The sequence below is a fragment of the Gilliamella sp. wkB18 genome (genome assembly GCF_001690875.1).
Taxonomy (GTDB): domain Bacteria; phylum Pseudomonadota; class Gammaproteobacteria; order Enterobacterales; family Orbaceae; genus Gilliamella; species Gilliamella apicola_A.
In genome coordinates this window covers 31,651-55,828 of the sequence record NZ_LZHM01000043.1, presented here as the reverse complement: position 1 = coordinate 55,828, position 24,178 = coordinate 31,651, and the positions used below count along the sequence as shown (strand labels likewise).

Sequence of the window (24,178 nt, the reverse complement as noted above, 5' to 3'; positions counted from 1 at the left end):
GTAAATCCTTAATTTTCGTGGTTAAGAAATTAAGATTCAATTTTTTCAGTTAGTTATTATACAATAGGGTTTATAAGGAATAAGTTACAATGCAGATGTTGGTGGTCGTCTTAATTCAATTTATTGTTTCATTTATTTTTTATCCAATAAAAAAATATAGAAGCACTAAGTATAAAAAAAAGCTAATGGCAGGTAGTTCGGTTAACAACTTCAAACCTATTAGAATAGTGACTAAAGACGAAATAAATAGTGTAGAAACATATTTAACGATGACTAGTCAGAAATCTTCAGGGGTAAAAAAGTTATCATTAGTTTCTAAAGATGTGATGTTAATATCCGGTAATTGTTTAAAACAAAATGAATTTTCACATCCCGAAGACACTTTTTCCTATAAAATCGATAATATTGATGTTATATTTCCTTTTAAAATGGACCGTTACCTTAGTGATTTTAACGAAGTTGAAATTGTGCTTACCCAAAATTACGCTATCGCCGTTAAGTTAAATGGTCATAAAATAGATTCAGCATTTAAAGCTATCTATTTGGCAGAACAAAAATATGATAAACAAAGTTCAATGTATTGGTTGAGCAGCACTTCAAAATATCCAGAAGGTGAAAACTTAGATGAAAATATTAAACACACTGTAAGTCCAAATCCTAAACTGAGTAAAAAATTTGGTTACGAAATTTTATCAGTTCGAAAAGAAACACTTCAAGAATCAGCTTGCCGTAATAAATCAAATAAAGGGATAGTCACGGTATTTTTTGGTATTTTTGCAATCAGCTATTTTAATGGTTTTTGGCAAACAAAAGAATTGCACGATCTGTTTTGGTTTGGGGTGAATTTTCTGGCTGCTATTTATTTTTATTACCGTAAACCAAAATCTAAAACAAAAGTGCAATTTATTAATCAAATAAGAGGAAAAATAAATCATAAAATTGCCAAATCACAAAAGATTATAGTTGGCCGTAATTTAGAGTTAAGCTATCCTAAAAATTGGCAATCATTTATTCCTGAAAGTAGTGTTTTTAATATTGAAATGGATGTTGATATAAACAATAAAAAAATTGTTCGCTATGGTTATGCTATGTCGGTTGGTAAAGAGGTTGAACAGTTTGGTCCACCAAGATTTTGGGGGCGTAATTTATGGTTTTTTTTGATAGGAACGTTCTTTATTTATGTTGTCTATACTCAAACACATGTGAGTGATAATATCTCATTTGCTTATCATCAATTTAATCATGATTCACAACGTTGGTTTTTTGATGATGCATCAAAATTGTTAGATAGCAATATCAAGCCTGGTGATTTATTGTATTTAAACTTGAACGGGGAGTCATGGTCATGTGATAGGCCTGTTAAAGATGATGCTGATATATGCAAAAAAGCATTAATTCACAGTCTAACAACAGGTACATCTTTTCATTTGGCAATATCTAATGGATATTTTCATCAGACCGATGGCAAAGATGAAGCAAATTTACAATCGAGTAAGGCTGTAGATGCAAAAGCTGACAAAAAGTTTTATGCAGATCTTGGTCTGCTCAAAATTTCGGGATTCGTTTCAAAGGTTGATTATGACAGTAATCACACCATTGCAGCATTAACCATAAATACGCAAAGTTTATATCAAACGAATATAAGCGAAAATCTATTGCCAATGTGTTTAAGCCTACTGTTATTTGGGGTTTTAACTTCCACAACCATTTTTAACGGTTTCATGTTGTTGTTGAAACTAATTCAGAATCGACTTCGTAACAATAAAATTAAAAATTTATACGCTAATCGTATAATTTAGAATGATTTTCACGATTATTGATAATATTTAATCGTGAAAGTTGATTAGCTAAACTCGTTATAAGTTTGGCTAATATGCTTGTTGAAAACATTGGTTAAAAATAATTATTCAATTGTGAGCAAGGATGGATTCTGTTATACTATTTTCCCGTCTGATTCATCGTATATTGCATTGGTTTTTATCATTTAGCTTTAGTGCAATATTATTCTATTAAATAAATAATGGTCTGGTATTAATGGTCACGAATTATATCTTTGTTACAGGCGGTGTCGTTTCTTCTTTGGGTAAAGGCATTGCCGCAGCATCACTTGCTGCAATTTTAGAAGCCCGCAATTTAAAAGTCACCATGCTTAAACTTGATCCTTATATTAATGTTGATCCAGGTACAATGAGCCCGACTCAACATGGTGAGGTTTTCGTGACAGAAGACGGTGCCGAAACCGATCTTGATTTGGGGCATTATGAGCGTTTTATTCGCACTAAAATGACGCGAAAAAACAACTTTACTACTGGTCGCATCTATTCTGATGTGTTACGTAAAGAGCGCCGTGGAGATTATTTAGGGGCAACAGTGCAGGTTATTCCTCATATCACAAATGCAATTAAGTCGCGTGTGATTGATGGTGCTAAAGGTTTTGATGTTGCGATTGTTGAAATCGGCGGCACGGTGGGCGATATTGAGTCACTGCCATTTTTAGAAGCAATTCGCCAATTAGCCGTTGATGTGGGGCGTGAACATACGTTGTTTATGCATTTAACATTGGTTCCTTATTTAGGATCTGCTGGCGAAGTTAAAACCAAGCCGACGCAGCATTCAGTAAAAGAATTATTATCAATTGGTATTCAACCCGATGTGTTAATTTGCCGTTCTGATCGCATCATTCCTGCTAATGAGCGAGCCAAAATCGCCCTATTTTGTAATGTGCCTGAGCGTGCGGTTATTTCGCTTAAAGATGTTGATTCAATTTATAAGATTCCTGCATTATTAAAATCACAAAATTTAGATTCCTTTGTTTGTAAACGTTTCAATCTTGATTGTAAAGAAGCTGACCTTTCTGAGTGGGAGCAAGTTATTTATGAAGAAGCAAATCCAGTTGGCGAAGTGACCATTGGTATGGTGGGTAAATATATTGCCTTACCAGATGCCTATAAATCAGTTAATGAAGCGTTAAAACATGGTGGATTAAAAAATCGTTTAACGGTGCATATCCGTTATATTGATTCAGAAGATCTTGAATCACGCGGTACCGATTTACTACAAGGTTTAGATGCTATTTTAATTCCAGGTGGATTTGGTTATCGTGGTGTTGAAGGCAAAATTATGGCAGCTCGCTATGCACGGGAAAACAAAATTCCATATTTAGGTATTTGCCTTGGTTTACAAGTAGCTATGATCGAATACGCACGTAATGTTGCTGGTATTAAAGATGCCAATTCAACTGAATTCGTTAAAGATTGTGCTAATCCTATTATCGCTTTAATCACTGAATGGAGTGATGAATCAGGTAATGTGGTTCAACGTAATGAGAATAGTGATTTAGGTGGAACTATGCGCTTAGGCTCACAAATTTGTCATCTAGAACCAAACTCATTAGTATATGGTATGTATAAAAACGAATCTATTGCTGAACGCCACCGTCATCGCTATGAAGTAAATAATAATTTATTACCAGAAGTTGTTAAAGCTGGTTTGAAAGTAACAGGGCTTTCAACAGATAGAAAACTTGTTGAAATTATTGAAATTCGAGAACACCCTTGGTTTGTTGCTTGTCAGTTCCACCCGGAATTTACCTCGACACCACGAGATGGACACCCATTATTCAGTAGTTTTATAAAAGCTGCCAAAGTTTATCAAGAGCAGCAACAAAAATAGTTTTGAATTAACATTAGTAAAATATCTGTCATATAGAGGAAAATAACATGGCAAAAATCGTTAAAGTACATGGTCGTGAAGTGATCGACTCTCGTGGTAATCCAACAGTTGAAGCTGAAGTTCATTTAGAAGGTGGTTTTGTTGGTCTTGCAATTGTACCATCTGGTGCATCAACAGGTTCACGTGAGGCGTTAGAACTTCGCGATGGTGACAAATCTCGCTTTTTAGGTAAAGGTGTTCTAAAAGCTGTTGAAAATGTTAATGGTCCAATTGCAAAAGCTGTAGTAGGTAAAGATGCATTGAATCAAGCTACTATCGATCAAATTATGCTTGACTTAGACGGAACTGATTTTAAATCTAATTTAGGTGCTAACTCAATTCTTGCTGTATCTTTAGCAACGGCTAAGGCCGCAGCGGCTGCTAAAGGAGTTCCACTTTATCAACATATTGCTGACCTTAACGGCACTCCAGGTCAATACTCAATGCCATTACCAATGATGAATATCATCAATGGTGGTGAGCATGCTGATAACAACATCGACTTACAAGAATTTATGATTCAACCTGTTGGTGCTAAAACAGTACGTGAGGCAATCCGTATGGGTTCAGAAGTATTTCACAATTTAGCAAAAGTTTTACATGCTAAGGGTATGAATACTGCAGTAGGTGATGAAGGGGGATTTGCGCCTAACTTAGGGTCAAATGCGGAAGCATTAGCATGCATTAAAGAAGCAGTAGAAAAAGCAGGTTATGTTTTAGGTAAAGACATCACTTTAGCAATGGACTGTGCTGCATCTGAATTCTATAACAAAGAAACGGGCAAATATGTATTGAAAGGTGAAGGCAACAAAGAATTCACTGCTCAAGAATTTACTCATTACTTGGAAGGTTTAACTAGTGAATATCCAATCGTATCAATCGAGGACGGTTTAGATGAAAGTGATTGGGAAGGTTGGGCTTATCAAACTAAAGCATTAGGTCACAAAATCCAATTAGTAGGTGACGATCTATTTGTAACTAATACTAAAATCTTCAAACAAGGTATTGAAAAAGGTATTGCCAACTCTATCTTAGTTAAAGTAAATCAAATCGGTACATTAACTGAGTCTATCGCTGCGGTTAAAATGGCGAAAGATGCAGGTTATACAGCGGTTATTTCTCATCGTAGTGGTGAAACCGAAGATTCTACAATCGCTGATTTAGCGGTAGGTTTAGCTGCGGGGCAAATTAAAACTGGTTCAATGAGCCGTTCTGATCGTGTAGCTAAATACAATCAATTAATTCGTATTGAAGAAGCTTTAGGTTCAAAAGCACCATTTAACGGGCTAAAAGAAGTTAAAGGTCAATAATTATTTTGCAGTTTGATCTATCGTTTAATAAAAACGGTGACTTGTTCGCCGTTTTTTATTTTCATCAACTTTTTTAACAATATATAGAAATAGTTGCGCTGATTTATATTGTGTTATACTCTTTGCACCTTGTATTCATGACTTATTTTTAATATATAATTGGTATTTCTTAATTTAGTCATCGCATTAATGTTTTCAATTAACTAGCTCAATTTAAATTTTTTCCTTATGAATAATATTACGAATATGTCTAAGCCAAAAAGTAAATGGCAATTATTTAACTGGCTTTGTACAGGTAAACTACCGTTAAATGAACTGTGGCTTAAAGCGACCTATCGTTATAAGTTTTTTTTAAGAACCTTATTTTTAAAAACAATTACACTTAAATGGCTCGATAAATTAAGGAAGTATCCTTTACTTGGGTATTACTTTTCATGCCAGACTAATTTGCCATGTAAGTTACAACGTCCATATTTGTCATCTTGTCTAACGCAAAAAGAACGTTTTGCTGCATTATCTTACCATTACGATTTTTTATCGCAGCACCCAGATAGTATGACAAAAGCATTTTATAATCCAGATTCACCTTATGTGCTAGCTAATTTAATAGTAAAGAATGATGTTAATATACAAATAGCCATTCAAGCGCGAAATAAATTTGCACGAGAAGGTGAAATAAGTCTTTATTTTTTTGATAATGAAGGTGTTGATTTGGCAACATTAACCTTTTGTATCATTGAATATCAACAAAAAACGACTCTGTTTATTGCAGGCTTACAAGGTAGTGGATATGCCGATGCAAGATCGCGTGTACAAAAAGCAACTAAAAACTGTTATGGATTATTTCCTAAGCGAGTGTTGATTGAAGCTGTATCAGTTATTGTTCATTATTTCCATTTAGAGCAAATTGTAGCCGTTGGAAATCAAACTCATATTTACAATAACTGGCGTTATAACAGTCGTCAGGAACAAATCTTATCTGATTATGATAGTTTTTGGTTAAGCATTGATGGTAAAAAAAATACCAAAGGTTTATTTATTTTACCAAACAAAATAGAACGAAAATCGATAGAAGAAATTGCTAGTAAAAAGCGTTCTGAGTATCGTAATCGTTATGCTTTGCTAGATCAAATGGCAAATGATATAGAAACACAATTAGCCTCTTTAACATAATTTAATATAAAGAGTATAGTAGTATTAAAAAGGAAAAGATAAATTGTAAGTTAGGAGATAAAGCATGTATTTTGGTATCCTTATTGCTCTGATTCCAATGTGTATAGGTTATTTGTTTAAATTCAAAAGCCAGAAATGGATAGATACGATTAACCAAACATTAAGTTGGATGATTTATTTAATGTTATTTATTATGGGCGCCGAACTTGCCCATATGGATAATCTAACTACTAATTTGCAAATTATTTTATGTTATGCCTGTGTTATTTTTGTTTGCTCGTTTGGCGGTAATTTTATTTTTTTAATTATCTTTGACTATTTTTTTACTTCCAAGACCAATAGCTTAACTCAAACTTATACATCACCTTTTAAGATGATTTTTGAATCATTACGTGTTTTTATTGCATTAATTATCGGATTTATTTGTGGATTATTGCCATTATTTATTTGGCAATATGCTGAAAATATAACTCAGGTTATACTGGTTTTTTTATTATTTTTAGTCGGAATTCAATTACGCAGTAATAATATTTCAATTAAGCATATTTTAATTAATAAAATAGGGGTGATAGCGACTATCTTGGTCGTTATGAGTGTTTTTTTAGGAGGAATAATTGCATCATTTATTTTAAACTTGCCTGTTCGCGTTGGTCTTGCAATGTCATCGGGATTTGGTTGGTATTCGTTATCGGGTATTTTAATGACAGAAGCGCATGGTGCTATTATTGGGAGTGCCACATTTTTAAATGATATTCTACGTGAAGTATCTGCAATATTATTAATTCCTATATTGATTAAACGTTATAAATTGACTGCACTTGGTTTGTGTGGGGCTACTTCAATGGATTTTACTTTGCCAATGTTACAAAAAGGAGCTGGTGTTATTATTGTTCCTTCAGCAATGGTTCAGGGTTTTTTGCTAACTTTGTTAATGCCAATTTTTATGGGACTGTTTAACTATGGATAACAAAATATAATTAAAAGTAATTTATTAATAAATCGATAACTATTCCTTTATATTACAATAACATTCTGTTTTCGATTTCTAAAACAGAATCTATAATATCTTAAGCTCTAGTTTATCATTATATAAGCGCTATAAAATTGCTCTTATAATAAAATTTTTAATCACATGAACTTACCGTCATATAACCAGCCTAAAATAGCTTATATTCAAAATTGGCATAGTTATTGCTATATGATACACTGCAGTAATCTAAATAGTTTGAGTGAATTATGATTACTAGAACGATTGATTATTGTGCTATAGGTCAGCGTCTACGTGCGTACCGAATCGCAGCCTCTTTGAAGGCTGAAGATGTCGCAGAAAGTCTTAAAATTTCAAGAGCAGCAGTATATCGGTTAGAAAAAGGTGAGATCGTTAAAATTGACACTCTAGAGCGCTTAGCTTTCTTACTCGACACGTCTTTTGCTAGTTTACTTGGTATTGACACTGAGTACTATTCGAGTGGTGAAGGCTTTTTTGAACGCATGCGCCAACTAGAACAGCAATCAACTCATATTTATTCTCACTTTGATCCTTTTTCATTTTTATTAACCTCTTCTGATTATTTGCCTCATTTAGCAATGATGTTAAATGAGGCAAATAAATCCATAGATCCTCAAAAATATGCAACTACCTTGTCTATTTTAAAAGATCGTAAAGCTCAGTTCCATCAATCAGTCCCAAAAGTTATTAATTTAATCAGTTTACGTAATGTAGAACGTTTTTTACATATTGGTTTGGTAGGTAATTTAGCTATTTCGCCAGGTAAAAAATCGGAAAGAATGTTACTAGCACGTAAAGAAGTTTATCACTTAATTCAGTTAATTGAACAGCAATCCCTTTCGCCAACGATTGCTATTACACAAGAAGCAATTCCGTCAATTACTTTTCAGATTTTTTATCAAGATGAGAATCCTATTTCATTAGCAATTAGCCCGTTTCGATTAGGTGAGTTACCTAATGTTACTACTGGTATTGCTTCGATTACCTCATCTTACGATGCAATTAAACGGTATCGTCATTTATTTGATAAGCTATGTGAAAATAGTGCTAAAAATAAGCAAGCAATTGATTTATTGAAAGCGACGTTAGAAAAATTTTAAAGAAGATTAAAGAGAGCCCTTATGTTATCCTTAACATTACAACCGATAAAAAGATTTAATGGTACAATCAATTTACCTGGTTCAAAAAGTATTTCTAATCGTGCGTTATTACTATCAGCATTGAGTAAAGGTAATACACGGTTAACAAATTTACTTGATAGTGATGATGTGCGTTATATGCTTGATGCTCTTGCGACGTTAGGTGTGAAGTATCAGCTATCACACGATCGTACGATTTGTGATGTGCAAGGTGTAGGCGGTATTTTGCAATCCGACCATGCATTAGAGCTTTTTTTGGGTAATGCAGGCACAGCAATGCGTCCTTTAACTGCTACGTTATGTCTTGGAAATAATAATATTGTGTTAACGGGCGAACCTCGCATGAAAGAACGCCCAATTGGTCATTTGGTCGATGCTTTGCGTCAAGGTGGAGCTAAAATTGATTATCTTGAAAATGAAGGTTATCCACCACTACATATTCAAGGCGGCTTTACAGGTGGTGATATCAAAGTTGACGGTTCGGTCTCTAGCCAATTTTTAACAGCGTTGTTAATGGCTTCGCCATTAGCACAAAATGATACTCAAATTACTATAATTGGTGATTTGGTGTCTAAGCCTTATATTGATATCACTATTAAGATGATGGCTATGTTTGGTGTTTTGGTTACCAACCACAATTATCAAAAATTTACTGTTAAAGCTAATCAGTGTTATCAATCACCGGGAAATTATTTAGTTGAAGGCGATGCGTCTTCTGCTTCTTATTTTTTAGCAGCAGCTGCAATTAAAGGTGGTAGCGTTAAAGTAACTGGCATAGGGAAAAATAGCTTACAAGGTGATACCCAATTTGCTCATGTGCTTGAAAAAATGGGTGCTAAAATCACTTGGGCTGATGATTATATTGAATGTTCACATGGTGAATTAAATGGCATTGATATGGATATGAACCATATTCCCGATGCGGCAATGACTATTGCTACAACGGCATTGTTTGCTAAAGGTCCTACTACGATTCGTAATATTTATAATTGGCGAGTGAAAGAAACTGATCGCTTATATGCAATGGCGACAGAATTAAGAAAGGTTGGTGCAACTGTTGATGAAGGTCACGATTATATTACTATTATTCCACCAGTTAAATTAAATCATGCTAAAATCGAAACCTATAATGATCATCGTATTGCTATGTGTTTTTCGTTAGTTGCATTATCTGATACACCAGTGACGATATTAGATCCTAAATGCACAATGAAAACTTTTCCTGATTATTTTGAACAATTTAAACGATTAAGCGAACAATAAAATGAATAAAATAGTTCCCGTTGTTGCTGTTGATGGACCAAGTGGTGTTGGTAAAGGTACATTATGTCAAGCATTAGCGAATCATTTAAAATGGCACCTTTTAGATTCAGGAGCTATTTATCGCGTACTAGCATTATCTGCTCTTGAAAAAAATATTGCCCTGGATGATGAAAACCAGTTAGCTAATTTAGCATTAAATTTACCTTTGACTTTTGACAGTAATGATATTGAAGTTAAGGTTATGCTAAGTGGTGTTGATGTAACTAAACATATTCGCAACGAAGCAACAGGTGGCGCAGCTTCAAAGGTAGCTGCACTCAATAAAGTTAGAGTTGCCTTATTACAACGTCAACGTGACTTTAGGCAAGCACCTGGGCTTATTGCCGATGGTCGAGACATGGGTAGCGTGGTATTTAGCGATGCACCTGTTAAAATTTTTCTTGATGCAAGTGCACAATCACGTGCTGAAAGACGAATGAAACAGTTGCAACATAAGCAAAAACATGTTAAATTCGCCGGAATTTTGCAGGAGATAACTGAGCGTGATGAACGAGATCGTAATCGGGCTATTGCGCCACTTAAACCTGCAGTTGATGCGCTAATAATTGATACTACATCGCTTTCTATTCAAGATGTTTTTGAACAATCTATTACGTATATAAACAAAAAATTGTGTTGTAAGTCAGTTTACAGCGTGAGTAAACCAAGCTCCATCACAAGGATGAGTGGAGTATCATCAATAACCCCATAAGACATGATGTAATGTGGACGTTAAATTAATTTTAAGTATATAAATATGACTGAATCTTTTGCTCAACTCTTTGAAGAGTCTTTAAATCAACTAGACACTCGTTCTGGTAATATGATCCGTGGTACTGTCGTTGCAATCGACAAAGATGTTGTTCTAGTTGATGCTGGTTTAAAATCTGAATCCGCAATTCCAGTAGAGCAGTTTAAAAATGCCCAAGGTGAATTAGAAGTTCAAGTTGGCGATATTGTTGATGTTGTGCTTGACTCAATTGAAGATGGCTTTGGTGAAACAATTTTATCTCGTGAAAAAGCAAAACGTCATGAAGCATGGATAATACTAGAAAAAGCAGTTGAAGATGCTGCAACAGTTTTAGGTGTTATTAATGGTAAAGTTAAAGGTGGCTTTACGGTTGATCTTAATGGCGTTCGTGCGTTCCTTCCTGGTTCACTTGTTGACGTTCGTCCATTACGCGATACTTCTCATATTGAAAATAGAGAAATCGAATTAAAAGTTATTAAATTAGATCAAAAACGCAACAACGTTGTTGTTTCACGTCGTGCAGTTATCGAATCTGAAAATAGTGCAGAAAGAGAACAACTTCTAGAAAATCTACAAGAAGGTTCTGAAGTTAAAGGTATCATCAAAAATCTTACTGATTACGGTGCATTCGTTGATCTTGGTGGAGTTGATGGTTTACTTCACATTACTGACATGGCTTGGAAACGTGTTAAACACCCAAGTGAAGTGGTTGAAGTTGGTCAAGAATTACTTGTTAAAGTACTTAAATTTGACAAAGATCGTTCACGTGTATCACTTGGCTTAAAACAATTAGGCGAAGATCCATGGGTTTCAATCGCTAAACGTTATCCAGAAGGTACTAAAGTAACTGGTAAAGTAACTAACTTAACTGACTACGGTTGTTTTGTTGAAATTGAAACAGGTGTTGAAGGTTTAGTTCACGTTTCTGAAATGGATTGGACAAACAAAAACATTCACCCATCTAAAGTAGTTAGCTTAGGTGATGAAGTTGAAGTTATTGTGCTTGAAATTGATGAAGAGCGTCGTCGTATTTCTCTTGGTCTGAAACAATGTAAACCAAATCCATGGTTACAATTTGCTGAATCACACAATAAAGGTGATAAAGTTAGTGGTAAGATCAAATCAATCACTGATTTCGGTATCTTTATTGGTTTAGATGGCGGTATTGATGGTTTAGTTCATCTTTCAGACATTTCTTGGAGTATGCCAGGTGAAGAAGCTGTTAAATCATATAAAAAAGGTGATGACATTGAAGCTATTGTTCTGCAAGTTGATGCTGATCGTGAACGTATCTCTTTAGGTATTAAACAATTAGAAGATGATCCATTCAGTAGTTTTGCCTCAAACTTCAAAAAAGGTGCAATAGTTAAAGGTAAAGTACTTGCAGTTGATGCTAAAGGTGCAACTATTGAAATTGCTGATGGTATTGAAGGCTACTTAAAAGTTCAAGATATTGCACGCGAACGTATCGAAGATGCAACCACCGCACTTAAAGTTGGTGACGAAGTTGAAGCTAAGATTATGAATGTAGATCGTAAAACACGTGCAATTTCTTTATCTATACGTGCAAAAGATGAAGCTGAAGAAAAAGAAGCTCTTGCTACTGTAAATAACACTGCTAATCAAGAAGAAGCATCATTTACTAATGCGATGGCTGAAGCATTTAAAGCAGCATCAAAAACTGAGTAAAAATTATTTATTTAAAGAGTAAAGAGGGCTTGCCCTCTTTTTCTTTTGTAGTATAAAATAAAAGAATTATATGCCTGCAAATAAATTAGGAGTGACCATGAACAGATCAGATTTAGCAGAAAGAATCGTCAACTGGCGGGCGCACCTTCCTGTGCAATTAGTTGATGAAGTAGTAAGGGATATTATTGAACAGATCGCTTTAGCAATGGAAAATAATGATCGTGTTGAAATTCGAGGTTTCGGTAGTTTTAGTTTGAACTATCGAGCCCCACGTAAAGCAAGAAATCCTAGAACAGGTACTAAAGTTGTGGTTAAACAGAAGTATATCCCTCATTTTAAACCAGGTAAAGAGTTACGTGAAAGAGTAAATAACGGTGCAAAAGCATAGTTTTCAAATATTCTTCATTGAAAACCTTTGAGTAAAATCAAAGGTTTTTTAGTTTATTAAGATTAGTAAAATTAAGATATTTAAAGTAGTTGCTGCATTCTAATTTTCAAAATTATTAAACTTTTTCATTGATTAAAATCTTAACGTCAAGTTTATTTATGATTAATTTTTAAATATTTATAGGTAAGTTATATGTTTATATCAAATAAATATATAATATTGAGAGTTAGCTCGAAAATTTAAAAATAAAGACCTTATTATAAAGTATAACATGATAGGTTTGCTAAAGTTATTTCTATAAATTGTATTTGAAACAATGAGGCAAATTAATTCACTAGATTTACAAGCAATTATGTTATCTTTAGGTTGTTTACCATTAATGTTTTTGCCTTATTTACCTTCTGATACCCAGTGGTATTTGATTGCAGTAATACTGGTTATCATTTTATTAGTACTACCATCCAAATTTCAAAAGTGTTGGATTTGTGTTGTTATGTTTGGTTTAAGCTTTTTGTGGTCTACAGCTTATTCTAAGCAATATTTATTAAATATCGAGTCTCTTATTGATGAAACATTAGTTGTGAACGCTAAAGTTGAAAGTATCAATACCCGACAGTTTGTCACATTAGTTGAACCTTATTATGTAAAATTTTCCATTTTGAATAATACTTATTATCCTCTTTCCACAAATATGCCAATTTCAATTTATTGGGATATGTCAGAAATTCCAAAATCTGGCCAAATTTGGCAATTAAAATTGAAAACAAAAGTAGTACATAGCTATTTAAATGAGGGGTCATTTGATAGTCAACGTTTTGCAATTGTTAATCGAAATTTATTAACTGCTAAAATAATCCAAGCTAATTTATTAGATGGTAAAATCGATATTCGCCAAAGTATTGTAGATAATGTTTTACCTTATATTAATTTATTTACTTATCGCGGTATATTAATCGCGCTTGCTTTCGGTGATCGATCTCAACTTAATGATGATCATCGTAACATCATGATGAAAACAGGGGTTGCACATTTAATGGCAATATCAGGTATGCACATCTTGATTGTTTTCGGTATTAGTTATTTTTTAGTAAAAGTAAAAATGTTTTTAATACCCCAGCGTTTTATGCATTTTTATATACCAATTATGATAGGTTGGTTATGTGCGGTTTTTTATGCATGGCTTACAGGTTTAAATCCTCCTGCTTTACGTGCAATATTAGCATTAACAATTTGGATTTATCTGCGTTATAAGTATGAGCAAATAAGTAAATGGCAAAAGATTAATAGAATTATTGCATTATTGTTGCTTTTTGATCCATTAATGATTTTATCAGAAAGCTTCTGGTTATCGTGTTATGCCGTAATTAGCTTAATTTTTATTTATGAATGGATACCTTTATCTAAATGCATACAACATAAAAAACGCTGGTATATTATTAGATTATTGCATCTACAATTTAGTTTGACAATTTTGTTGTTACCTATTCAGTTTTTTTTATTTCAAGGTGTAAGTGCAGTTTCATTATTTACTAATCTAATTGCAATTCCTGTAATCTCTCTAATAACGTTTCCTGTTATTTTATTCGCATTAATAACTTGTTTTGTTAACTGTTCTAATCTTACATTCTGGCTTTGGTTGATTGCTGAAAAATCACTAGAATGGTTATTTTATTGTTTAAATTCCTTGAAGTTTTTATGGATAAATACGCCTTCAAACTTTTGTCTACTAAGTTTTGTCGGTATATTTGCAATTATAATTATACGTATTGGATTTTTGTACCGCTTTAATATCACTGTTCTAATTATATTAATGATATTAACCTCTCCGTTACTAAAAAAACAAGATTATTTATGGAGGATTGATATGTTAGATATAGGTCATGGTTTGGCTATTGTTATTCATAATGGTAAATCAGCAGTTTTGTATGATACTGGAGCCAATTGGCAAAAAAGTTCAGCAGCAGAACGCATTATTATTCCGTTTTTACAGCAGCATGATTTAAATGTTATAGGTATTATCATAAGTCATCAACATAATGATCACATTGGCGGATTAAAAGAGCTTCAACGAATATATCCTAATTCATGGCTAATGAGTTCTTCTACACAGCTAAATAACAATTATCAATGTTTGGCTGGTAATAGCATTATCTGGAATGAAATAACATTTAAAGTGCTTTGGCCAAATAAAATGGTTGATTATGCAGAAAATGAAGATTCATGTATTGTACAAGTAACTGATGGTAAATTTTCAATATTATTAACCGGTGATTTGGAACACAATCAGGAATATCAATTAGTATCTTTATATCATAATCAACTAGAATCAACGATATTACAAATACCTCATCATGGTAGCAATACTTCATCAAGTTATGCATTTTTAAATCATGTCAAACCCAAAAGTTCATTGGCTTCCACATCACGTTATAATCCATGGAAATTGCCTTCAAAAAAGATAGCTAAACGCTATAAAGATTTACAACTAGACTACTATACTACAGCAAGAACAGGTCAGATAATTCTATTTTTTTATAAAAATAAATGGGAATTAAAAACCATGCGAGCTCACAATAGACCGAGATGGTATCATAATTGGTTTGGTTATTTGTCAGACAATTATTAAATATAAAAGACTAGATATTAGTGTAAAGTAATTTATAGTTAAAGCGTAAACTATCAATTTTAAGAAAATCTTATTGAAAAAACGTTATCAAAAAATATTATTAATTTAAAATTAAAATTGTTTTTAATAAGTGATTCTTCGTCTAATTCATTTCATATTAACAATCATTTAAATATTTTTTGATAAAAAAGTTTGATTTTTATTTAATTGATAATAGAATGTACATTTATCAAAATATACAAAAAAAAGTGATTAAATTTAATTTTTTATAAAAAATAGAAAATAGTTATATCAAAACTAAATTATAAATAATTTTCTAGTTTAGATTAAGGATGGATAAAGTGAAGTTGAATTCTGTTAAACGATCACTAAGATTAATTTTAGTGATCCTTTTTGTAATAGTTATAGCTTTTGCATATTTTTATGAAGACGTTTTAGAGGCTATTAGTCATAACGTAATAATTAATACTGCTATCGTTTCAATGCAAATTATTGGTGTGATTTATATCTCTTTTTCTACTATCTCATTAATGATAGGTGTGACTAGTTGGAATAAATTCACAAGAATGGCATCCTCGTCATCCTCAAATGATATTGAAAACCTAGATAGATTCCCTTTTCAAGGTGCTGTAAAAAGCTTAAATGGACGAATTTCTGAACTGGTTTATGAAGGACCTGAAATAAGAAACTCAATTTTAGACAAGTTAAAAGATAGTTTTTCTCATCGAGTATCTGGAGCCGATTACTTATCAGGGTTACTTGTTGGATTAGGCTTATTAGGTACGTTTATTGGTCTTATACTTACTATGGGAAGTATAAGGGAATCAATGGATGTTGTTACCTCTGGATCTTCCGATCTTTCAGCTCTATTAGGAGGAATTGCGGCTCCTTTAGGCGGTATGTCAGCTGCGTTTACGGCATCATTTCTAGGGCTGATGGGGTCATTAATAATGGGGTTATTTGCTCATTTATTAAGTTCAACTGTTGATAACATCTACTTTTCGGTGGAGGATTGGGCTAAAACGCATGCTGATGATTTTATCGGTCAAATTCCAGGAAAAAATGGTTCTGTAAGTTCAATAGTAGGAAGAGAGGCTACAGCAGGCGTTTCTATACAGAATAATGGTCTTAATGCTGCGTTGTTAGATTTATTTAATCAGTTTCTTTCTAACCAAAAAACCTTTGAAAATAATCAATTAAAACAAATTGAAGGTACAGATAAATTAGCTGATTTTCTTGATAAACTTATTCAGAAACAAGAGCAGAGTGTGGTATCACAAAATCAATCTTTTAATTCTATGCAATCAATTTTAGGTCAGATTCAAAGTGAATTAATTGGTATTAACTCAGTATTGGGTTCTATTGAAGGTCAGCAACCAATATTGCGTAGTATTCAATTTGAATTAGAGACAGCAAATAATGCATTAAATGCAATTGATGATCACGCTGTTAAAATTTCTGAAATTCAGAACCAAACAATTAATGCTATCGATAATGTTCGCAACTCAACAGAACAAAGCCGTGTTGCTTTAATAGAAGCTATTGGGGGCATGAACGCAGATCGCTTACAGATAGTTACTTCTTTCAATGAAGTTGCTAAAACATTAGTAGAGCTACAATCTGAAATTCAAGGTGTTCGCCAACAGCTATTAACTATTGAATCTATTGCTCGTACTAAAACGAGTGATTCCGAAGCGGTTGTTAAAGCTATACGTCAACAAAATGAAGCACTGATTGAATGTGTTGGTCAAATGACATCTATAAGAGCATCTATTCAGTCTTGAGATGATATTTTATCTTAAGTTAGTTAACTCTATTTTGTGGAAATAAAGTAAAACTAAGCTGTGTTTAATCGTTATTCATTATATGGATTTTTGTTGTGAAAAGTAAAATTATCGTATTAAGTGTATTATCTTCTCTTATGATTGGCTGTGTTGTTAAACATGAACAACCTGATATGAACAAAACTTATGATGCTAATGAAAGTCTGCTATTAGCAAGCAAACAACTACCAACTGCTTTATTACATGGTATTGATATTTCATCAAGCGGTTTAAGTTTACAAGAAGCCATAGAGATTGCTCAATTCTATTCCTTACGAACTGTGTCAGCCAATTCTAAATTAACAGAAGCTGATGCACGAATTCAAGAAATTGAAGCTGGCTATTACCCAAAGGTAAACGTATTAGCGAAAACTCGTGATTACTCATTTGATCGAATGAATTCTATTTCTCGCTCAAATGATGAATACGCCCAAGCTCAAGTTTCTCTTCAATATAATTTACTTGACTTTGGGCGTACTCGTTATGGTGTAGACAGTGCAACTCAGCTTCGCGAATCAGCTAAATATATTGCTGAATATGAAGAAAATAAAGTATCTTTCAATGTGATTAAAGCTTACTTTAATATTCGCCGTTATACTCAACAAAAGAGTTATGCACAAGATTATATAAAAGAAATGTCAGATCTCGTTAAAACTATTGGTGTACGTGTAAACGGCGGTCTTTCTCCTCAATCTGAAGCAATAAGAGCTCAACTAGCGTTAACTAATGCTCAAAATGCTGCTAAATCAATTGAACTTCAGTTGAAGAAATCAACCCAAGAATTAAACACTTTGTTAGGGCGTTCTGTTCCCACTAAAAGTTTAAAATTAAAGGAGGCTTTCATTAGTAGCGAAGAGCTTCAAGAAATTTTAGAAAGTGTTTTAGTTAATAACCCTGATATTAAAGCTTCTGAATCTCAATTAAACAGTGCTCGATCAGAAGTTGAAGTTGCCAAAAGTGCGAGATACCCGACAGTTGATGCGGTAGGTTCTTATACTAAACCTTTCCAACATCCAGATGATAAAGACGGTAACTTTATAGGTGGTAAAGTTTCGCTACAAGTTAGCATGCCAATTTTAGATGGTGGAATTAATACATCTAGAATTGGTCAGGCTACTGCACGTCATACTTATAGCATGGCATCTTATAATCAACTTGTTCGTGATGTTAAAGAAATATCAAATAATTTGGTAGAAGATGCACTTAATGCTGCAGATACTTTCAGAATTCAATATAAAGCTGAACAAGATGCAAGCAAAACAAGAAAATTATATATGGATGAATTTCGTTTAGGACAGCGTAATCTAAATGATTTATTAACAGTAGAAACTGACTATTTTAGTGCTAAAGTGAGTAAATTATCTGCATTATATGATTATTATCTTTCAACATTAGGTCTATATCTTCTTGCTGATCAGTTAGAGGTTGGAATGTCTAGACTAAACTTGAATTAACAGAGAAGGTATTGTCTTATGAAATCAAATTCACATTTCTGGCCAGCATATGTAGATATGATGACAGTATTGTTACTTGTTTATCTTTTAATAACATTACTTTTTCAAATACTAATGATAATTGCTCAGCAAAATGTTGGTATTAAATTGCGTGAGCGTAATCAAGTAGCTACACAATTTTTTGTATATAATGAACCTTTTTACCGCGATGAGTTACGACTTGAATTTCTACGTAACCAAAATTATTTAACTGCTAAAAATAAAGAGGAATTGGTAAATTGGATTAAGCTTCATAAAGATCAAATTGAGGATAAAGGAGCAGTTATATTTGCTACTTCATCAGATGATGCTCAAATGGGAGTTTCTTTATCTCTACAATATGATCGTAGTTTGTCTGTATTTAGTATATTACAGATTGAAGGGGTTTCTATTCAAAAAGTTAAGATAGAAAATTCTTCAGTCAATAAGAGTGATATTGGGTTTGTCTCAATACATATACGGGAAAATAGTACTGATATAAAAACAGAACCGACTACTCAACGTCAAGGACAATCACTAAATCAATCAAGAGTAATAGGACAGTAGTGTAAATTATAAATAACCCTCATAGGAAAATTAGAGAGTAATTGGAAGGAAAATGGAAGATAAATCTTTAGACATTCTAAAAAGGATAACTAACTATATGCCTGATGGTATAGCAGGTAGAACATTAGTTGTTTTCATTTTATTTCTAATCTGGATCTCGCTATTTAAAGTTGATGTGCTTGTAAAAGGAATAGGAGTGATTAGAGTCGAGAGCCGAAACTTGACACTTCAACACCCAGAGGGGGGAGTAATTCAACAACTTTTAGTACATGAAGGGCAACAAGTCACTGAAGGTCAGTTGATTGCTATTGTCGATAATAGTTATGTAAATGAAAGCTATGCTAAAAATGAGGTTGAACGCAAAGCATTGCTTGTAAAAGTTCAGCGATTACATGCAGAACTAAGTGGTGAAAAATTTGAACCACAATTTACTGGAGAAAAATACCTAGATGAAATCATCACTAGTGAATCGAGTTTATTTGAATCGAGATCAGTCGCTTTACAAGCACAAAAACAGGTTAATAGCGCTCAAGTTGAACAGAAAAAAGCTCAAATTTTGGAGTTGGCAACCAAGATTGATGATCTTAGCAAACAAGCAGAATTAGCAAAACAAGAGGTTCAGCTTTATAAAACTATGGTGACTAAAGGTGCAGCGGCTCAAGGAAGTTTACTACAGAAAAAACTTGAATATCAACAAATTCAAACTGCCCTTAATGAAGCTAGACTTAAAATACCAAGACTAAATAGTGAGCTTTCAGAATATGAAGCAAGATATGAACAGATTCAAGCAGATTTTATATCTGATGTACAAAAACAATTAACTCAAGTTAATACTGATTTAAGTCGTGTTGATGCATTAAAAACAGCTAGTGAAGAAAGACGAGAAAACTCTAAAATTGTAAGCCCCGTTGATGGAGTTATTCAGCGCCTTTTTGTTGCTCATAAAGGTGCAGTTATTAGGCAAGGTGGAGAGGTTGTTGAAATCGCACCATCAAAAGTTCCTTTAATTGCTGAAGTGAGAGTAAGACCAGAGGATCGTGATCGCATTTGGGAAAATATGGTCGCAAAATTACATGTAAGTGCTTTTGATGTTTCATATGCTAATACCTTAGAAGGCAAAGTTTCTGTTATCAGCGCTGATGCTTTATCTGATGAAAATATAGGGCGTTATTATCTTGTAAGTATTGAAGTTCCAGCTGAAAAATATAATGTTACAATGTATCCAGGGATGAGCGTTGATGCATACCTGCTTACTGGAAAAAGAACATTACTTGAGTACTTTTTAAAACCTTTATTGTCAAATAGTTCTCTTATTTTTTCTGAACCTTAACTTATTAAATGAATGGATGTAAATAGATGTCATATAATCAATTACCAATACCAGCATCTCCGGAAATAGCCGTCGTTCCTGCAACATATGCAGATAATTATATACCTGTTAACTACAAAGATGTTGAGTTATTAATTAATGGTACTGACCTAATTGTTCAGTCTGGTGATAAAAAATTAGTATTACCTTTAGCTGCTAAATTTGCATCGTTAGATCAAAATATTTTTACGTTCAAGTTTAAAGATGGTGTAACTATAAATTCAGATGAAATAATATCAAAAGCCAGTTTTATCAATACTGTCCCTAAATTTACTGAAAATAATGAATCTCCTATTGATACAAAATCTGAGTTAAAAGGGCAAGATGATATAGAAGTAGTAGAGTCACTAGCAAATGAAGTTGTTGAATTTATCGAAATTGAAAATATTGAAAGTAAATTACAACAACAGGAAGATAGTACTGAAGAACTTGAAAAAATGATATCTAAAAAATCATCTCCATCATTTAAAGAAATTGACATAAATGTATCAGAGAATATCTCTTTAGTTTCAGCATCGGATACAGCTGAATCATTACCAGAAAAATTTATTGCAGAAGCGCCGCTTATGATTGAGAACAATCAAGGCCATGATGATAATATTGATAAAAAACCTGATGCAGTCGAAATTCCGGCAATTAAGCTATTCCAGATTAAATCTGTTGTTGATCAAACAACAAAAACTTGGATGAGTGGAACTGGCAATGATGAAGCAGCATCTTCTGATAATTTTGCATTACAATATAAAAAGGTTCATATTGATCTATCGGAGGAAACGGAAGATTGGTCAATTTATGTAAATAATACTGATATGATTCCTATCGGGAAAATCGGTCGCATTATTGAAGTCGATGGGGCTAGAATTGTTACTTCTGTAACAGGTGAACTTAGTAATATGACAATAATTACAGGTGATTCTGTTCTAGGTAAACAGTACGGTTTAAAATCAAATCAATTTCTAATTTTATATCCTGAAGGAGTAAATTTTACCTTCAACCTTTCATTCAGCTATGTTGATAATGATGGGCAAAATATAACAGAAGAAGCAAATTTCGATGTTTCCAATAATCCTAGTGTTATCGTTGATAGTAAAGGACATTTTCAACTAGCTTCATCTAAAAACCATGTTGATATTACTGCAGGTAGTGGAGACGATACCATCTTTGCTGGTTACCAGAATGGGCATTATGATGGAGGTGAGGGAACAAATACAGTAAATTATAGTCAACTAAAAGAATCATTAATTATTGATTTGAATAAAGGTAAAAGTACTTCAAAAAATACCCATCATACCTTAGAAAATATTCAAAATGTGGTTGGTAGTAATAATGGTGATACTTTAATTGGACATTTAACAAATAGTAATAAATTAGTTGGTGGTGATGGCAACGATGTAATTATTAGTAACGGTGGAAACAATATTGTTGATGGTGGAAAAGGTGAAAATACCATCAATTATGAAGCTGCGGCGAGTGGAGTTTCGGTTGATTTATCTAAAGGCATCGCACTTAATAATGGAAATGGTGGTTCAGATTCTTTGTCTAATGTACAAAATATTATAGGAAGTTTATTTAACGATGTACTGATTGGCGATGATCAAGATAATAAGATAAATGGCGGCAAAGGTGATGATATTTTATCAGGAATGGGGGGGGACAATATTCTTGATGGCGGTGAAGGAAATAATACTGCCAGTTATGCTGACGCAAAGTCAGGAATAAACGTTGACTTAAGAAATTCTGATAAACAAGTTATTGAAAATGGTTTTGGTGGTAAAGACACACTTATCAATATTCAAAATATTCTTGGAAGTAGCCATAATGATATTTTCCATACAGGTGTAGGGACAACTATAATTGATGGTGGTGCAGGAGATGACATTTTCCATATTTCCGGCAATGATGCAAGTATTACATTTTTAAGTGGTAATAGTGGTAATAATATTTATTTTGCTGGTGTGGGATTTAATAATTATTTAGGTGGAATAGGAAACGATACCGTTAATTATTCATCGGCAATTACTGGAGTAATTTTGGATTTTGATCAGGGAGTTGCATTTGAAAATGGTTTTTATGGTATTGATATTTTAAAAAATATTAATAAGGTAGTTGGTTCTAATCATGACGATTATTTTATTTTAGGTAATGGTGATCATTCTATAGATGGTGGTTTAGGAAACAATACTTTTATTGCTGGTTATGGTAATAACGTAATTAATGGTGGAAGTAACGGTGCGGGTTTTACTAATACTGTTAATTATAGTAATGCAATTACTGGTTTAGATATAAATTTGCTAACCGGTAACGTAACGAATAATGGTTTTGGTGGTAAGGACACGTTAACTAATATTCAAAAAATTATTGCATCCGACTATGATGATGTTATTCACGGTGGTATAGACAATGTCACTATCGATGGCGGAGCAGGTGATAATACATTAAGTTATGATAATTTAACTAATGGTGTGAAAGTTAATATCGGTACTGGTGAAGTTAGTAAAAATTCAGGTGTAGATAGCTTCTTAAATTTTAACAATTTTGTTGGCTCAAGTGGTAATGATACTTTTTTTGCATCAACTGGTTTTCAAAAAATAGATGGTGGTGCCGGTCATGATACCATTGATTACAGTAACATTTCAGGAAAAGTTTTAGCATCTCTTAATAAAAAAGAGATTGATTATTGGAATAAAGATACACTATATCAACATAAAATAAATAATATTGATGAAGTGAGATTTTCAAATATTAACGGCAATGTAGGTTACACTAAAACAACTGGAGTAACCAAGTTTGTTGGAGGGGCTTCAAACGACACTTTCTATATTATGGGGGGAAGTAATTACATAATTGGTGGGGGTGGTTCCGATCTCATATCTTATATGGAATCAAAAACAGGTCAAGGTCTAGTAATTTCGCTTGATGAAACAGGGACGGGTATGGCAACACAAAATAGCTATGGTGGTGTTGATACAATCGAGAATATCAACAGAATTATAGGGACTAATTATGATGATTACATCAAAGCGAGTGGAAAAATTGAAACGTTATCTGGCAATGATACAATCGACGGTATAGGTAATGCGATAGTTGATTATTATCATGCGGAATTTGTTGATATCAATTTAACAACTGGGACAGCTATCAAAAAAGGTAATAGAGCAAAAGGAATCGATACGCTGATTAACATTAATAATGTTACAGCTAGTTCAAATCATAGCGTTATTCGTGGTAACGCAAATGATAATATCATAACAGGACGTTTTGGAAATGATATGTTTTATGGTAGCGAGGGTAACGACAAATATGACGGTAGTAATGGCAATGACACTTTAAATTATAGTGAATTAAGTAATACGAAAGTTGAAGTGGATATTCAAGCTGGCACAGTTTTTAAAGGTAATAACGGTAGCAATGGTAAAGATACTTTTAAAAATATCGAAAATATTATTGGTACTAATGAAAACGATGTATTTAAAATATCTTCATCAAAAGACTTAAATAATTACAAAATAATTGATGGTGGATTAGGTCAAGACATAGTTAAAAAATCAGGCGAATCAAGCAACTTCTTTTTTGGATCGCATGCTCAAACTATTTTCAAAAACATTGAACGTTTTGAATTTAATGATAGTAAAACGGATAATATTTCTATTGATTTATCAACCCTTTTCAATAATATGGATCAGAACAAAGTAGAATTTGTCTTAGATAGTAATGACAATTTAGCCGTAATTAATTCTTCCTCTTGGAGTCATACAACAAGTGGTTCTACAGAAACGTGGACTGACGGCACAAATGAATTAGTAGTTAATCGCGTTTAAATAACAATAAAGTAAGAAATGAGATAAGTTT

Annotated in this window: 16 protein-coding genes; all 16 read left to right on the top strand. The window is 32.9% G+C overall.

Translation table 11 applies throughout. The features are described 5' to 3' along the window. The first annotated feature begins 89 nt into the window (after positions 1-89). Entirely contained in the window at positions 90-1,799 is a 1,710-nt protein-coding gene (locus A9G48_RS03940; RefSeq protein WP_034943180.1) for an IgaA/UmoB family intracellular growth attenuator, read from the top strand. 235 nt (positions 1,800-2,034) lie between these two features. Further along, positions 2,035-3,672 (top strand): glutamine hydrolyzing CTP synthase, encoded by a 1,638-nt coding sequence (pyrG, locus tag A9G48_RS03935; RefSeq protein ID WP_034943177.1) that lies wholly within the window; start codon positions 2,035-2,037, stop codon positions 3,670-3,672. A gap of 47 nt (positions 3,673-3,719) precedes the next feature. Further along, complete coding sequence (gene eno, locus A9G48_RS03930; protein WP_034943174.1) at positions 3,720-5,021, top strand: phosphopyruvate hydratase; 1,302 nt, start codon at positions 3,720-3,722, stop codon at positions 5,019-5,021. Positions 5,022-5,267: 246 nt separating this feature from the next. Beyond that, positions 5,268-6,194 (top strand): VirK/YbjX family protein, encoded by a 927-nt coding sequence (locus A9G48_RS03925; protein WP_162174510.1) that lies wholly within the window; start codon positions 5,268-5,270, stop codon positions 6,192-6,194. Between the two features lie 64 nt (positions 6,195-6,258). Further along, the gene (locus A9G48_RS03920; protein ID WP_065575810.1) at positions 6,259-7,161 is read left to right on the top strand and encodes a lysine exporter LysO family protein; all 903 of its coding nucleotides are present in this window, start codon (positions 6,259-6,261) and stop codon (positions 7,159-7,161) included. A gap of 269 nt (positions 7,162-7,430) precedes the next feature. Beyond that, positions 7,431-8,303 carry a helix-turn-helix domain-containing protein gene (locus tag A9G48_RS03915; RefSeq protein ID WP_034943167.1) on the top strand — a complete coding sequence of 291 codons (873 nt, stop codon included), beginning with the start codon at positions 7,431-7,433 and terminating at the stop codon, positions 8,301-8,303. 21 nt (positions 8,304-8,324) lie between these two features. After that, positions 8,325-9,605 carry a 3-phosphoshikimate 1-carboxyvinyltransferase gene (aroA, locus tag A9G48_RS03910; RefSeq protein WP_034943165.1) on the top strand — a complete coding sequence of 427 codons (1,281 nt, stop codon included), beginning with the start codon at positions 8,325-8,327 and terminating at the stop codon, positions 9,603-9,605. 1 nt (position 9,606) lies between these two features. Beyond that, the gene (cmk, locus tag A9G48_RS03905) at positions 9,607-10,356 is read left to right on the top strand and encodes a (d)CMP kinase (protein WP_065575809.1); all 750 of its coding nucleotides are present in this window, start codon (positions 9,607-9,609) and stop codon (positions 10,354-10,356) included. A gap of 45 nt (positions 10,357-10,401) precedes the next feature. Continuing rightward, the gene (gene rpsA / locus A9G48_RS03900) at positions 10,402-12,084 is read left to right on the top strand and encodes a 30S ribosomal protein S1 (protein ID WP_034943163.1); all 1,683 of its coding nucleotides are present in this window, start codon (positions 10,402-10,404) and stop codon (positions 12,082-12,084) included. Positions 12,085-12,154: 70 nt separating this feature from the next. Further along, a complete protein-coding gene (ihfB, locus tag A9G48_RS03895; RefSeq protein ID WP_162174509.1) occupies positions 12,155-12,472 on the top strand; it encodes an integration host factor subunit beta in 318 nt (105 codons plus the stop codon). Between the two features lie 316 nt (positions 12,473-12,788). Then, positions 12,789-15,098 (top strand): DNA internalization-related competence protein ComEC/Rec2, encoded by a 2,310-nt coding sequence (locus A9G48_RS03890; protein ID WP_065575808.1) that lies wholly within the window; start codon positions 12,789-12,791, stop codon positions 15,096-15,098. A gap of 341 nt (positions 15,099-15,439) precedes the next feature. Next, on the top strand, positions 15,440-16,882 hold the full coding sequence (locus tag A9G48_RS03885; RefSeq protein WP_065575807.1) for a MotA/TolQ/ExbB proton channel family protein: 1,443 nt from the start codon (positions 15,440-15,442) through the stop codon (positions 16,880-16,882). 95 nt (positions 16,883-16,977) lie between these two features. After that, on the top strand, positions 16,978-18,375 hold the full coding sequence (locus tag A9G48_RS03880) for a TolC family protein (RefSeq protein WP_034943158.1): 1,398 nt from the start codon (positions 16,978-16,980) through the stop codon (positions 18,373-18,375). Positions 18,376-18,393: 18 nt separating this feature from the next. After that, a complete protein-coding gene (locus A9G48_RS03875) occupies positions 18,394-18,960 on the top strand; it encodes a hypothetical protein (protein WP_034943157.1) in 567 nt (188 codons plus the stop codon). A gap of 52 nt (positions 18,961-19,012) precedes the next feature. Next, positions 19,013-20,290, top strand: coding sequence for an HlyD family type I secretion periplasmic adaptor subunit (locus tag A9G48_RS03870; RefSeq protein WP_080715837.1), 1,278 nt, complete (start codon positions 19,013-19,015; stop codon positions 20,288-20,290). Between the two features lie 26 nt (positions 20,291-20,316). After that, entirely contained in the window at positions 20,317-24,147 is a 3,831-nt protein-coding gene (locus A9G48_RS03865) for a beta strand repeat-containing protein (RefSeq protein WP_065575806.1), read from the top strand. The last annotated feature ends 31 nt before the right edge of the window (positions 24,148-24,178 follow it).